We start from the raw sequence: 14,499 nt of genomic DNA on the forward strand, positions 1-14,499 counted from the left end.
CACAACACTCCGCCGACCACCGAGACCGACCACCACAGAGGAGTACTCGTGACCGTCGACCAGTTCCGTACCGGCTCGCAGGGCGCCGCCAACGCCGAGCGCCCCACCACCACCCTCATCGACCGGCTCGCCCAGGGTGAGCCCTACGCGATCAGTTTCGGCGGTCAGGGCGGCGCGTGGCTGCCGACGCTGGCCGAGCTGGTGGTCGACGCCGACCTCGAACACCGGATCGCCGCCATCGTGGAGGCCGCGGAACAGCTCGTCGCGCCGGTCGCCGACGACCTCGTCGTCGCCCGCGCCGAGGGCTTCCACCCGCTCGCGTGGGTTCACGCACACGACGCAGGCGACGGGGTGCCGACCGAGGCCGCACTCGCCGACTTCACGCTCTCGGGTCCGGGAGTGCTGCTGACCCAGCTCGCCGCCATCGAGGCGCTGCGCAAGCAGGGGCTCGACACCGCCGCTCTCCCGCCCAACGCCGTCATCGGACACTCACAGGGCTCCCTGGCCACCGACGCGGTCGGAGCCGAGGGAAGCGCCGCGGAGGCCGGCCAGGGCCTGCTGCTCGCCGTCGCCCACCTCATCGGCGCCGCCGGTTCGCTGATCGCGCGCCGGCGCGGACTCGGTGTCACCACCGACGGCACGCCGATGCTCGCGGTCAACAACGTCACCCCGGCGCGCGTCGACGAGATCCTCGACCAGTACCGCGCCGGTCTGGCCGAGAGCGACCTGGCCACGGCGCCCGTGGTGTCGATCAAGAACAGCCGCAACGCACTCGTGCTCTCCGGTGCCCCCCGTCACCTCGCCGGCTTCGTCGCCCTCTGCGAGCGTATCGCCGCCGCCGAGGCAGACGAGCGCAAGCGCAAGCTGACCGGCGGCGCGCCGTTCGCCCCGAAGTTCGACCACCTGCAGGTGTCGGTCGCCTTCCATCACCCCAACATGGCCGAGGCCGTCGAACTCGTCGGTGAGTGGGCCGACCGCTGCGGCATCGACCGCGACCTCGCCACCCGCCACGCCCACGACATCCTCGTCGCGCACGTCGACTGGGTCTCTTCCGTCGACGAGGTCGTCGCCGGCGGCGCCAAGTGGATCCTCGACTTCGGTCCCGCCGACATCGCGACCCGTCTCACCTCCTCGCTCGTCCGCGGTCAGGGCGTCGGCCTCGTCCCCGCAGCGCTGCGTGTCGGGCAGCGCAACCTCTTCAGCCCGGGCGGCGTTCCCGAGGTCGCCGCACCGTGGTCGCAGTTCACCCCGACCCTCGTCGAGCTGCCCGACGGTCGCACCGTCGTCGACACCGCGTTCACGCGTCTCACCGGGCGTTCGCCGATGCTGCTCGCGGGCATGACCCCGACCACCGTCGACCCGGCGATCGTCGCCGCCGCCGCCAACGCCGGCCACTGGGCCGAGCTCGCCGGCGGTGGGCAGGTCACCGAGGACATCTTCGCCCGCAACATCGCCACCCTCACCGATCTGCTCGAGCCGGGACGGGAAGCACAGTTCAACGCGCTGTTCCTCGACCCCTACCTGTGGAAGCTGCAGCTCGGCGGCAAGCGCCTGGTGCAGAAGGCCCGCGCCCAGGGCGCGCCGCTCGACGGCGTCATCGTCTCGGCCGGCATCCCCGAGCTCGAGGATGCGGTCGCCCTGGTCGATGAGTTCGTCGAGGCCGGACTCCGCTTCGTCGCCTTCAAGCCGGGCACCGTGGAGCAGATCCGCTCGGTCGTCCGGATCGCCGCGGAGGTCCCGCACCACCCGATCATCGTCCAGATCGAGGGCGGCCGCGCCGGTGGCCACCACTCGTGGGAGGACCTCGACGACCTGCTGCTGGCCACCTACGGCGAACTCCGCGCCCGGCCCAACGTCGTCATCTGCGTCGGCGGCGGCATCGGCACCCCGGAGCGGGCCAGCGAATACCTGACCGGCGTCTGGTCGACCGGTTACGGCTACCCGCTGATGCCGCTCGACGGCATCCTCGTCGGCACCGCGGCGATGGCCACCAAGGAGGCCACCACCACGCCCGAGGTCAAGCAGCTGCTGGTCGAGACCGCCGGTATCGACGAGTGGATCGGTGCGGGCCACGCCACCGCCGGAATGGCCTCCGGCCGTTCGCAGCTCGGCGCCGACATCCACGAGGTCGACAACACCGCCTCGCGTTGCGGCCGTCTGCTCGACGAGGTCGCCGGTGACGCCGAGGCCGTCGCCGCCCGCCGCGACGAGATCATCGCGGCGATGGCGGACACCGCCAAGCCGTACTTCGGCGACGTCGCCACGATGACCTACCGCGAATGGCTCGACCGCTACGCCACCCTCGCGGTCGGCGATGCACACGGCGATCAGCATCCCTGGGCCGACATCACCTGGCAGCAGCGTTTCGTCGAGATGCTGCAGCGCACCGAGGCCCGCATGCACCCGCAGGACTCGGGCCCGATCCCGACGATGTTCGCCGACCTGTCCGCCACCGACGATCCGCACGCCGCGATCGACGCGCTGGGCAGCGTCTACCGCGAGATCGACACCGACATCCTGCATCCCGCCGACGTCGCGTTCTTCCTGGAGCTCTGCCGCACCCCGGGCAAGCCGGTCAACTTCGTGCCGGTCATCGACAAGGACGTGCGCCGCTGGTGGCGCAGCGACTCGCTGTGGCAGGCCCACGACGCGCGCTACGGCGCCGACGCCGTCTGCGTCATCCCGGGCCCGGTCGCCGTCGCCGGCATCACCCGCGTCGACGAGCCGGTCGGCGAACTGCTGGACCGTTTCGAGGCCCGGGTCGTCACCGATCTGCTGACCGCAGGGGTGCGTTCGGCGCAGGTCGCCTCGCGACATCGCGCGGGACTGGTCCCCGACGCCGGTGTCCTGACCGCGGTCCTGGAGTCCGATGACGTGAGCTGGGCGGGGCGGATCGTCCCGAGTCCGGTCGCGCTCCTCGGTGACCGCGACGCCTGGTCGGTGGTCGCCCCCGAACGTGCCGAGCACGAGCCCACCGGCGCGGTGATCGAGCAGGTCGGTTCGGACAACGGCGTGACCCGCTTCGATCTCGTGGTCCCGATCTCCGGTGCGGCCGTGCGTATCCCGCTGCTCGCCGGCCTCGGTGTGCGGGACGGCGGCTCGCCCGTCGTCGGACTCGACGAGGCGGCCGGCGCGATGACCGAGATCCTCACCGTCGCCGCGGGCGGCGACCTCGCCGAGGTGACCGACGGCACCGCGACCACCTCCATCACCTGGCAGCCGGACTCGGTGGCCGACCACGCGTCGGTGACCGGCTTCTCCCTGCCCGCGAACCTGCGCCCGACCACACCGACGGAACCCTTCGGCTTCGCCGTCCCCGACACCTTGGTCGGCGCCTGCTGGCCGAGCGTGTTCAGCGTCATCGGTGCGGCCCGCACGGAGGACGGCGCACCGGTCGTCGAGGGACTGCTCGACCTGGTCCATCTCGACCATGCGATCGCCCTCACCGGTGAGATCCCCACGGAGACCGCCGCACTGACGATCACCGCGCGTACCGGGGCGGTGCGCGACTCCGAGGTGGGCCGTGTCGTCGAGGTCTCGGTCGAGATCGCCGGACCGGCCGGACCGATCGCCACCCTCGAGGAGCGGTTCGCGATCCGCGGACGCCTCGGTGCGGCCGAACTCACCGACCCCCTCCGGGCGGGCGGTGCACCGACGGCCGAGCAGTCGGCCACCCGCAAACTGCTCCGCTCGGCCACCATCACCGCGCCGAACCGGATGCACGGTTTCGCCGTCGTCTCCGGTGACCGCAACCCGATCCACACCGACGCCTCGGCGGCCAAGCTGGCCGGACTCGGTGAGCCGATCGTGCACGGCATGTGGCTGTCGGCCGCCGCTCAGCAGGTGGTCACCGCCACCGACTCGAAGAACCCGACACCGTCGCCGCGTCCGCTGATCGGCTGGACGGCACGTTATCTGGGCATGGTGCGCCTCGGCGACACCATCACCGTGCGCGTCGACCGCGTCGGCCTCGACAACGGCCGCGAGGTCGTCGAGGTCAGCGCCAAGGTCGGCGACAACCTGGTCATGAGCGCCACCGGCCTGCTGGCCGCCCCGCGCACCGTCTACGCGTTCCCGGGCCAGGGCATCCAGAGCAAGGGCATGGGTCTCGACGCACGGTCGCGCTCGAAGGCCGCCCGTAAGATCTGGGACCGCGCCGACAAGCACACCCGCCAGGCGCTCGGCTTCTCGATCCTGGCCGTCGTGCGGGACAACCCGACGACCCTGGTCGCCAACGGCACCACCTACAACCACCCCGACGGCGTGCTGTACCTGACGCAGTTCACCCAGGTCGCCATGGCGACGCTCGGTGTCGCGCAGATCGCCGAGCTCAAGGAAGCCGGCGGGTTTGTCGAGGGCGCCATCACCTGTGGTCACTCGGTCGGTGAGTACAACGCACTCGCGGCCTGCGCCGGTGTCCTGCCGCTCGAGGCCGTCCTCGAGGTCGTGTTCCAGCGCGGCGAGGCCATGCACCATCTCGTTCCCCGAGATGAGCAGGGTCGCAGCGACTACCGCATGGCCGCCATCCGGCCGAGCCAGTTCGGACTCGCCGACGCCGACGTGACCGGCTTCGTGGCCGGCCTCGGCGAGGAGATCGGGGAGTTCCTCGAGGTCGTCAACCTCAACCTGCTCGGTTCGCAGTACGCGATCGCCGGAACGGTCCGCGGCCTGGAACACCTCGAGGCCGAGATCGACCGTCGCCGTGCGGAATTCGGCGGCAAGCGGGCCTTCATCGTCATCCCGGGTATCGACGTCCCGTTCCACTCCAGCGTGCTGCGCGCGGGTGTGCCGGAGTTCCGCGGCAAGCTCGAGGAACTGCTGCCCACCGACATCGACATCGATATCCTGATCGGTCGCTACATCCCGAACCTGGTGCCGCGCCTGTTCAACCTCGGACGCGACTTCGTCGAGGAGATCGCGGCACTCGTGCCGTCCGATCCGCTGAACGCCGTTCTCGCCGACTGGGACTCCTGGACCGCGAAGCCCGCCGAGCTGGCCCGTGTCCTCCTGATCGAGCTGCTCGCCTGGCAGTTCGCGAGCCCGGTGCGCTGGATCGAGACCCAGGACCTGCTGTTCAGCGGTCCGGAGCGCAACGGTCTCGGCGTGCAGCGCTTCGTCGAGATCGGTTTGAAGGGTGCCCCCACCCTGACCGGTCTGGCGAACAACACCCTCAAGCTCGACGACTACGCCTCGGCCACCACCGAGGTCGTGAACGTCGAACGCGACTCCGACGTGATCCTGGCCAAGGACGCCGGCCACGAGCCGGACGAGGACGAGATCGACGCCCCCGCGGCCTCGGCCGACGCTCCGGCGGAGGCGGCTCCCGCCGCGGCGGCACCGGCTCCGGCGGCAGCTCCGGCTGCCCCCGCCGGCGGCCCGCGTCCCGACGACATCGCCTTCACCCCGTCGGATGCGGTGAAGTCCGTGATCGCGCTGTGGACCAAGATGCGCGTCGACCAGATCGGTGCGGCCGACACCATCGAGGCGCTGTGTGACGGTGTGTCCTCACGTCGCAACCAGCTCCTGCTCGACATCGGCGGCGAGCTCGGACTCGGCGCCATCGACGGAGCGGCCGAGGCCGACATGGTCGCGCTGGCATCGACCGTGGAGACCCTGGCGCGCGGCTACCGGCCGCTGGGTCCGGTCCTGACCGACGCCGTCAGCGACCAGATCCGCAAGGTCCTCGGCCCAGTGGGCAAGCGCCAGAACTACATCACCGACCGGGTCGCCAACGTGTGGCAGCTCGGACCCGGCTGGGGCCTGCACGCGACCGTGGCGCTCGCCCTCGGTACCCGGGACGGTGCCTCGGTCCGCGGCGAGGCACTGGGCAACCTGCTCGACGGCCCGGTCGCCAACGCCGACGCGCTCGACGCGCTGATCGACAAGGCGGTCACCGCCGTGGGTGCCGAGAAGGGCATTGCGGTGAGCAAGCCCGCCGGCGAATCCGGCGGCGGCGCAACGGTCGACGCGGCCGCTCTCGGTGAGTTCACCGAGCAGATCACCGGTCGCTCGGGAGCGCTCGCCTCGGCGGCCTACACGGTGCTGGAGAAGCTGGGACTCGCCGAGGTCGCCGATCTCGCCGAGGCCGCGGCCGACCCCAACGCCGAGCTCGCCGAACTCGTCAGTGCCGAACTCGGATCGGACTGGGCGCGCACCGTCGCACCGGCGTTCGACGACGCCAAGATCGTCCTGATCGACGACCGGTGGGCAACCGCCCGTGAGGATCTCGTCCGTCTCTGGCTGACCGACGAGCACGAGCTCGACGCCGACTTCGAGAAGGTCGTCGACGGGTTCGTCGGAGCCGGTGACACCGTCGCCGAACACGCCACCTGGTGGCAGGGCAAGGCCCTCGCGAGCGGAAACGCCGTGCACGGCCGCGTCTTCGGGGCGATCGCGCACGCTGCCGAGAACCCGGAGAAGGGCATCTACAGCCGCGAGATCGCCGTCGTCACCGGCGCCAGCAAGGGCTCGATCGCCGCGGGTGTGGTGGCCGGCCTCCTCGCCGGTGGCGCGACCGTCATCGCGACGACCTCGCGACTGAACTCCGAGCGTCTGGCCTTCTACAAGAAGCTCTACCGCGAGAACGCCCGCACCGGTGCCGCGCTGTGGATCGCCCCGGCGAACATGGCGTCGTACAACGACGTCGACGACCTGGTCGAGTGGGTCGCGACGGAACAGACCGAGAACCTCGGCGGCACGACCGCGGTGGTGAAGCCGGCCATGAAGCCGACGATGCTGTTCCCGTTTGCCGCCCCGCGGGTGGCCGGCGATCTCACCGACGCCGGTGCTCGCGCCGAGCTCGAGATGAAGGTCCTGCTCTGGTCGGTCGAGCGGCTCATCGCCGGTCTGGCGGAGGTCCACTCCGACCACGACATCGCGGCCCGCCTCCACGTGGTCCTGCCCGGTTCCCCGAACCGCGGCATGTTCGGTGGCGACGGCGCCTACGGCGAGAGCAAGGCCGCCCTCGACGCGCTCGTGACGCGCTGGTCGGCGGAGGAGTCGTGGGGGTCGAAGACCACCCTGGCCCACGCTCTCATCGGCTGGGTGCGCGGCACCGGGCTGATGGGCCACAACGACGGCATGGTCGACGCGGTCGAGGCCGCCGGTGTCCGCACCTGGAGCACCGGGGAGATGGCCGCCAACCTGCTGACGCTGTGCACGCCCGAGCAGCGTGCGTCCGCGGTCGGCGCGCCCGTCCTGGCCGACTTCACCGGCGGGCTCGACGCCTCGACCGACCTCAAGGCGCTCGCGGCCACCGCTGCAGCCGCTGCCGAGGGCGCCGAGGACTCCGACGAGGCACCGGCGTCGACCACCGTCGCCGCGCTCCCGGCACCTGCCCGCGCACCGCGCGGCATGCGTCCGGACTGGCCGTCGATCGACGCTCGTCCCGAGGACCTGGTGGTCATCGTGGGTGCCGGCGAGCTCGGACCGTACGGTTCGGCACGGACCCGTTTCGAGATGGAGGTCGACGAGAAGCTCTCGGCGGCAGGTGTTCTCGAGCTGGCCTGGAACACCGGTCTGATCCACTGGGATTCGGCTCCGAAGCCGGGCTGGTACGACACCGAGTCCGGTGATCCGGTGCCGGAGAGCGAGATCGCCGAGCGCTACCACGACGAGGTCGTCTCGCGGTGCGGCATCCGCCGCTACGCCGATGACGGCGCGATGGTCGACAACACCTCGCCGCTGCTCACCTCGGTATTCCTCGACGGGGATCTGACCTTCACCGTCAACTCGGAGGCCGAGGCCCGTGCGTTCGCCAGTGCCGACCCCGAGAAGACCCGGGTGACGCAGAACCCCGACGGCGACTGGCAGGTCACCCGCCTGGCCGGCACGGAGATCCGTGTGCCGCGCAAGTTCTCGCTGACCCGTACGGTCGGCGGTCAGATCCCGACCGGTTTCGACCCGACGCGCTGGGGCGTCAGCCCTGACATGGTCGAGGCGATCGACCGGGTCGCGTTGTGGAACCTGGTCGCCACCGTCGACGCGTTCCTGTCGTCCGGCTTCACACCGAGTGAACTGATGCGGTGGGTGCACCCCGGCCTCGTGGCCAACACCCAGGGCACCGGTATGGGCGGCATGGCGTCGATGCGAGACCTGTACGTCAACACCCTGCTCGGTGAGGCCAACGCCAACGACATCCTGCAGGAGGCGCTGCCGAACATCGTTGCGGCACACGTCGTCCAGTCCTACGTCGGCAGCTACGGCGCGATGATCCACCCGGTCGCGGCGTGCGCCACGGCGGCGGTGTCGGTCGAGGAGGGCGTCGACAAGATCCGCCTCGGCAAGGCGCTCTTCGCAGTGGCCGGTGGATTCGACGATCTCGGCATCGAGGGCATCGTCGGCTTCGGCGCGATGTCGGCGACCGCTGATTCGGCGAAGATGACCGCACGCGGCATCGACGACCGCCGGTTCTCGCGAGCCAACGACCGTCGACGCGGCGGGTTCGTCGAGTCGGCCGGTGGTGGCACGATCCTGCTCGCCCGCGGCGATGTCGCGGCGCAGATGGGTCTGCCGGTTCTCGGTGTGGTGGCGTGGGCGCAGAGCTTCGGCGACGGCGTGCACACCTCGATCCCGGCTCCGGGACTCGGTGCGCTGGGCGCCGCCCGCGGCGCACTGTCCTCCCCGCTGGCCAACGCCCTGAGCGTGCTCGGGGTCGGCGCCGATGACGTCGCGCTGGTCTCCAAGCACGACACGTCGACGAAGGCCAACGATCCCAACGAGTCCGAGCTGCACGAACGGCTCGCCGAGGCGATCGGACGCGGTACGGGCGCCCCGCTGTTCGTGGTGTCGCAGAAGTCGCTCACCGGTCACGCCAAGGGTGGCGCTGCCGCCTTCCAGCTGATCGGTCTGTGCCAGATGCTCCGTGACGGCGTCATCCCGCCGAACCGCAGCCTGGACTGCGTCGACGAGAAGATGAAGGAGTACCCGCACCTGGTCTGGCCGCGCGAGACCCTGCAGCTGGGCGAGCGGTTCCCGCTCAAGGCCGGTCTCCTGACCAGCCTTGGCTTCGGCCACGTGTCCGGGCTCATCGCGGTCGTCCATCCGGAGGCGTTCATCGCCTCCCTGGCACCCGAGGAGCGGGAGACCTACCGGCAGCGCGCCGACGAGCGTGCACGTCTGGGCAGCCAGCGCTTCCTGCAGTCGATCTGCGGGGGCGAGCCTGCCTACCAGCGTCCGCCGAACCGCCGCTTCGACGAGTCGGTCGACGAGCACGACGCCGAGGCGGGCATGCTGCTCGATCCGTCGGTGCGTCTCGACGAGGCGGATGTGTACGGTTCCGGTCGGGTGCCGGAAAACCGTTGACCGCAGTGGATTCGGGAAGTGAGGCGAAGCCGGGGGAGATGAGCGTTCTCGGAGTGGGCATCGACATCGTGTCGATCCCGGAGTTCGCCGAGCAGCTCCGGCAGCCGGGTACGACGTTCGCCGACCGGTTCACGGTCGGCGAGCGTCGGGACTCGGCTGCCGGAACCGGCGACGATGCACGGCATCTCGCCGCGCGCTGGGCGGCCAAGGAGGCCGTGGTGAAGGCGTGGTCGGTGAGCCGGTTCTCGCGTTCCCCGCTGTTGCCGCTGATCCGGCACAGCGACATCGAGGTGGTCACCGACACCTGGGGCCGGCCGGCGATCCGGTTGTCCGGTGAGATCGGTAATCATCTGCGCGACACCGTCGTCCACGTGTCGTTGACCCACGACGGGGACACGGCTGCGGCGGTTGCGATTCTCGAGGGCAGATAGCGCCCCGCAGTACGCGACGACCGGGCGTTCAGACCGCCGTCGACTCCTCGAGCAGCAGATAGCCGGCGAGCATGCGCTTGAGCTCGGCGACGGTCTCGGCGTGGTCGTGGCCGTCCTGCACTGAGAAACTGAGCAGCGAGTACGCCGTGTGTACCAGCACCTGCGACATCATCTCGCGCCGTTCACGCTGAGAAGGCGTGAGCGGCGCGATGATTCGTGCGACCTGCTCGGCGAGGACGCGTTCGTTCTCCGACGCCGTCGCGCGGGTGGCCGGGGTCGACTGGACCGCCAGCCACACCGCACGCCGCGATGGATCGGTGCGCCACAGCGCCGCGAGGTGGTCGAGGAACTTCTCGAGAAGACTGGGCCACTCGAGCGAGGGCACCTCGCTGGCGAACGCGGTCAGCTCCTCGCGCACGTCGACGGTGTCCTGCCGGTCGAGCTCGCAGACGATGACGTATTTGTTCGCGAAGTACTGGTACAGCGTGCCGATCGGGACCTCGGCGCGGGTCGCGATCTCCTCGCAGGTCAGGGATTCGAATCCGACGTCGATCAGCAGTTCGCGCGCCGCCTCGAGCATCGCCTGGAACTTGCGCTTGCTGCGTTCCTGGGTGGGCCGCTTACGCGGCACCAGAGGCTGGGCGGACTCGGTCATCGCGGTGTCTCACACGGACAGGTCGCGGCGCAGCTTGGCGACGTGCCCGGTCGCCCGGACGTTGTACTGAGCGAGGGCGATGGTCCCGTCGGTGTCGACGAGGAACGTGGAGCGGATGACACCGGTGACGGTCTTGCCGTACATCTTCTTCTCGCCGAAGGCGCCCCACTCGGTCAGCACCTTCTTCTCGGGGTCGCTCAGCAGCGGGAAGGTGAGTCCCTCCGCCTCGACGAACTTGGCCAGCTTGGCCGGCTTGTCGGGGGAGATGCCGAGCACAGTGAGGCCCGCATCGTCGAGCTCGGCGAGGTTGTCGCGAAAATCGCACGCCTGCTTGGTGCAACCGGGCGTCGACGCCGCCGGGTAGAAGTAGACGATGACCTTCTGGCCGGCGTAATCGGACAACGACACCGGATTCCCGTTCGCATCGGGCAGGGTGAACGCGGGAGCGCGATCACCGACGGACAAACGCTGTGCCTCCGCGGGGGGAGTGACCTCTGCCATGAGAGCCAGGCTAGTGCATGGTCACATGTCGCGAGGTGGGGATGTCGTAGCATCGAATCGCCGCCGTCTGGCGGCGATCTGGAAGTCAATGACAACGCGTGAGCAGTGACGACGCGTGACAGAGCGAGAAGCGCCGGAAGGATGCAACGTGGCCGGAGACACCGAACGTATCGAGCAGGACATCGCCAGGGCCCGTGAGGACCTTGCCAACACGCTCGACGCGCTCGCCGAACGTGCCAACCCGCAGCGCCTCGCCGACGACGCCAGATCCAAAGCGCTGGCGACGCTGCAGAAGCCCGCGGTCATGTACTCGATCGCCGGTGTGGGCGCGCTCGTGCTCGTCCTCGTGGTCCGCAGGATCGGGAGCTGATCCGCGCCGCTGCCGGCCCCCCCGGGAACATAGTCTCGCCGACTCACACAAACCCGTCCCGACCAGGCGATTTCACAACTGGCGACGGTGTCCTGTAATGTTCCTTCTCGCCGCCGGGAGGCAAACCGGAGGCGAAACCGGCAAGCGCCATTAGCTCAATTGGCAGAGCAGCTGACTCTTAATCAGCGGGTTCGGGGTTCGAGTCCCTGATGGCGCACAGAGTGTCACAAGACGCCTCGCAGAAACTGCGGGGCGTTTTGTGGTATCTCGGGTCGGCGGGACGTCGGGGTCTGTGGCGTGCCGAGGATTTTCCGGGCATCGTCGCCCGGACCATGCAGGACACGCCGCCGAACGGACGACACAGACGGAGTTCTGCAGGCGGGTTCTCGTACACTGGTGCGAGATTCGGGGACGCATTCGGCCGTCCGGTCATCGGAGTCGGTCGAGACAGGTGGGAGAGAGATGGGGATCGGTCGTTCTTCTCGACGGATGCCGCTGATCATCAGTGGTGTGCTGCTCGCGATCATCGCGCTCGTGACGTCGTGCTCACAGGAGGCGTCGTACTCCGACAACGTGACCAGCTCGAGCCTCTTCGACGACCTGCTCAAGCCCGCTGTGGACATCACCGAACTGAACAATCGGCCGCTGAGTGACAACACGGTCGGCGTGCAGCCGGGTGCCCCGATCAAGGTCGCCACGAGCGAGGGCACTCTCAGTCGCGTGCTCATCACCAAGTCGGACGGGACCCCGCTCAAGGGCTCCTTCAGCGACAACGACACCGTCTGGGTCAGCAACGAGGCGCTCGGCTACAACCGCACCTACACGCTGGAGACCGACGCGGTCGGCATCGGCGGCGCGGTCACCAAGAAGGTCACCTTCACGACCAGCAGCCCCAACAACCTGACGCAGGCCTACCTGACCCCCAACCCGGGTGAGACCGTCGGCGTCGGTCAGCCGATCGCGGTGAAGTTCGACGAGCCGATCCCGAACCGTCGCGCCGCGCAGAAGGCCATCCGGGTCACCACCGATCCGCCGGTCGAGGGCGCGTTCTACTGGATCAGCGACAGCGAGGTCCGGTGGCGTCCCAAGGAGTACTGGAAGCCCGGTACCAAGGTGCGGGTCGCCGTCAACACCTACGGCATCGACCTCGGCGACGGCCTGTACGGCCAGGAGAACGTACGCACCAACTTCACGGTGGGCCGCAGGATGATCATCACCGCCGACGACAACACCAAGCAGGTTGTCTTCGAGCGTGACGGCCAGGTCATCAAGAGCATGCCGACGTCGATGGGCAAGCCGGGTGACGAGACCGACAACGGTGTCTACCTGATCGCCGACAAGCACGACCACATCATCATGGACTCGTCGACCTACGGTGTGCCGATCACCTCGTCCAACGGCTACCGCACACCCGTCGACTATGCGACGCGGATGTCCTACAGCGGCATCTTCTTCCACTCGGCGCCGTGGTCGGTGTGGGCCCAGGGCAACACCAACACCAGCCACGGCTGCCTCAACCTCAGCCCGGAGAACGCGCTCTGGGTCATGAACAACACGCTGCGCGGCGACCCGGTGGTCGTCAAGAACACCACGGGCGGCACCCTCTCGGGCACCGACGGGCTCGGTGACTGGAACATCCCGTGGTCGGAGTGGCGCAAGGGCAACGCGGACGACTCCTGATCCATGACTCATCTGTCCGGGACCCGCTCGCCGGGATCTCGCATGGGCCTGCTGAGGAGCGGAGGGCTCCGGTGGATCGTCCCGGCCTGTGCGGTGGTGGTTGCCGGCACCGCGCTCGGGGGTTCGGTTGCAGTGGTTCACGCAGCACCGTCGATCGTGTTGCCGAGCTCGGGGTGCGAGGCGGACCTGCCACCGAAGCCGAAGAAGGGCCCGGTCGATCCGCGTGATCTGATCCCGCGCTTGCCCGACCGGTTCAGCATCCCGCTCCCGTATCCGCGAATCGTGCCGGTGCCCGAGCCGGCCCCGGAGAAGCCGGTGGTGCGCATCCCGTCGGAGAAACCGCCGAAGGATCCGTGCTCGGATCCGTGCCCGGACATCACCGACCCGCCCAAGCCGAAGCCCGGCACCGGCGGGCCCGCCCTGAGCATCGAGTTCCCGAAGATCACCTTCGATCCGGCGCCGAAGGACATCCCGGTCCCGGTGCCCAACCCGAATCCGCCGCCGGTCCCGCCACCGCCCGCGGCCATCGCCCCCGGCGTCGACGCCGGTCCGGTCGCATCCAGGCCGGCGCGTCCGCGCGTGTCCGACGTCGATCTCGTCAGCACGCTCACCGGCAAGGGTTCCACGAGCCGCACCGACAAGCGCTGGCAGATCCACGGCACCGACCTCGGGATCATGTGGGAGTCGACGCCGGGCAAGGTCGCCGTCGTCTTCGGTGACACGTTCGGCAAGGGGTTCCGTCCGCCGGGAGCCAACGGTCGGGACTGGCGCTCCAACGTGCTCGGGTTCTCGAGCGACAAGAAGCTGTCCGACGGGATGAGCATCGACACGATGATCCAGGACAGCCGATGCCACGCCGCGGAACTCCTCAGCGCACGGCGCATCGACCGCTACGAGATGACCGTCATCCCGACGTCCGGTTTCGCGGTCGGTGACCGGCAGTTCATGACCTACATGTCGGTGCGGACGTGGGGCGAGATCCCGGGGGTGTGGCTCACCAACCACGGCGGGCTCGCCTACTCCGACGACGGCGGGTCGACGTGGACGAAGGACCCGTACGCCCGATGGGACAACATCTTCGGCGTGAGCCAGTTCCAGGTGTCGTCGATGGTGCCGCAGGGCGAGTACGTGTACATGTTCGGTACGCCCAACTCGCGGATCGGCTCCGTGGGCCTGGCGCGGGTCCACCGCGATCACGTGCTGAACAAGACCGCCTACCAGTACTGGCGCGACGGAAGATGGGTTCCGGCCCGGGACGGCAATGTCGCCTCGGTGATCTTCGCCGGCCCCGCGGGCGAGGTGTCGGCCCGGTACGACGAGAAGTCGCAGCGCTGGCAGCTGACCTACCTCGATGCCTTCCGCGGGGCGATCATGTTGCGCAAGGCCCGTGAGCCACAAGGACTCTGGTCCGAGCCCTCAGAACTGGTCCACTCGTCGAAATACGCCCAGCTCTACGGCGGCTTCATGCACCCATGGTCGAGCGGTGAGGATCTGTACTTCACCATGTCGACCTGGACCGACTACAACGTCTCATTGATGCGGGCGCGCATCCGCTGACC

General features: G+C 69.3%; 7 protein-coding genes and 1 tRNA gene. 6 read left to right on the top strand and 2 right to left on the bottom strand.

Translation table 11 applies throughout. The features are described from left to right. Window positions 1-48 precede the first annotated feature (48 nt). Both IHQ52_RS12580 and acpS read left to right on the top strand, forming a co-directional pair. The gene (locus IHQ52_RS12580; protein ID WP_238064287.1) at window positions 49-9,303 is read left to right on the top strand and encodes a type I polyketide synthase; all 9,255 of its coding nucleotides are present in this window, start codon (window positions 49-51) and stop codon (window positions 9,301-9,303) included. A gap of 38 nt (window positions 9,304-9,341) precedes the next feature. After that, entirely contained in the window at window positions 9,342-9,734 is a 393-nt protein-coding gene (gene acpS / locus IHQ52_RS12585; RefSeq protein WP_006437916.1) for a holo-ACP synthase AcpS, read from the top strand. A 28-nt stretch (window positions 9,735-9,762) separates the two neighbouring features. On the opposite strand, the gene IHQ52_RS12590 is transcribed toward acpS, so the two are convergent. Both IHQ52_RS12590 and bcp read right to left on the bottom strand, forming a co-directional pair. Then, window positions 9,763-10,389 carry a TetR/AcrR family transcriptional regulator gene (locus tag IHQ52_RS12590; RefSeq protein ID WP_238063499.1) on the bottom strand — a complete coding sequence of 209 codons (627 nt, stop codon included), beginning with the start codon at window positions 10,387-10,389 and terminating at the stop codon, window positions 9,763-9,765. Window positions 10,390-10,398: 9 nt separating this feature from the next. After that, entirely contained in the window at window positions 10,399-10,890 is a 492-nt protein-coding gene (gene bcp / locus IHQ52_RS12595) for a thioredoxin-dependent thiol peroxidase (protein ID WP_006437918.1), read from the bottom strand. A gap of 148 nt (window positions 10,891-11,038) precedes the next feature. On the opposite strand from bcp, the gene IHQ52_RS12600 reads away from it, so the two are divergent. The 4 genes from IHQ52_RS12600 (at window position 11,039) to IHQ52_RS12615 (ending at window position 14,497) form a co-directional block, all read left to right on the top strand. Further along, the gene (locus IHQ52_RS12600) at window positions 11,039-11,260 is read left to right on the top strand and encodes a DUF3618 domain-containing protein (protein ID WP_238063500.1); all 222 of its coding nucleotides are present in this window, start codon (window positions 11,039-11,041) and stop codon (window positions 11,258-11,260) included. A 144-nt stretch (window positions 11,261-11,404) separates the two neighbouring features. After that, window positions 11,405-11,477: transfer RNA gene (locus IHQ52_RS12605), tRNA-Lys, on the top strand. A 272-nt stretch (window positions 11,478-11,749) separates the two neighbouring features. Next, window positions 11,750-12,940: a L,D-transpeptidase gene (locus IHQ52_RS12610; protein WP_238063503.1), complete on the top strand. Its 1,191-nt coding sequence runs from the start codon at window positions 11,750-11,752 to the stop codon at window positions 12,938-12,940. 42 nt (window positions 12,941-12,982) lie between these two features. After that, entirely contained in the window at window positions 12,983-14,497 is a 1,515-nt protein-coding gene (locus IHQ52_RS12615; RefSeq protein ID WP_159406217.1) for a DUF4185 domain-containing protein, read from the top strand. Window positions 14,498-14,499 lie beyond the last annotated feature (2 nt).

Source organism: Gordonia amicalis (genome assembly GCF_022059885.1).
In the GTDB taxonomy this organism is placed as follows: Bacteria; Actinomycetota; Actinomycetes; order Mycobacteriales; family Mycobacteriaceae; genus Gordonia; species Gordonia amicalis.

Coding starts and splice junctions, on each gene's coding strand:
- acpS (WP_006437916.1), top strand. CDS start 9,342: ATGAGCGTTCTCGGAGTGGGCATCGACATCGTGTCGATCCCGGAGTTC.
- IHQ52_RS12590 (WP_238063499.1), bottom strand. CDS start 10,389: ATGACCGAGTCCGCCCAGCCTCTGGTGCCGCGTAAGCGGCCCACCCAG.
- bcp (WP_006437918.1), bottom strand. CDS start 10,890: ATGGCAGAGGTCACTCCCCCCGCGGAGGCACAGCGTTTGTCCGTCGGT.
- IHQ52_RS12610 (WP_238063503.1), top strand. CDS start 11,750: ATGCCGCTGATCATCAGTGGTGTGCTGCTCGCGATCATCGCGCTCGTG.
- IHQ52_RS12615 (WP_159406217.1), top strand. CDS start 12,983: ATGGGCCTGCTGAGGAGCGGAGGGCTCCGGTGGATCGTCCCGGCCTGT.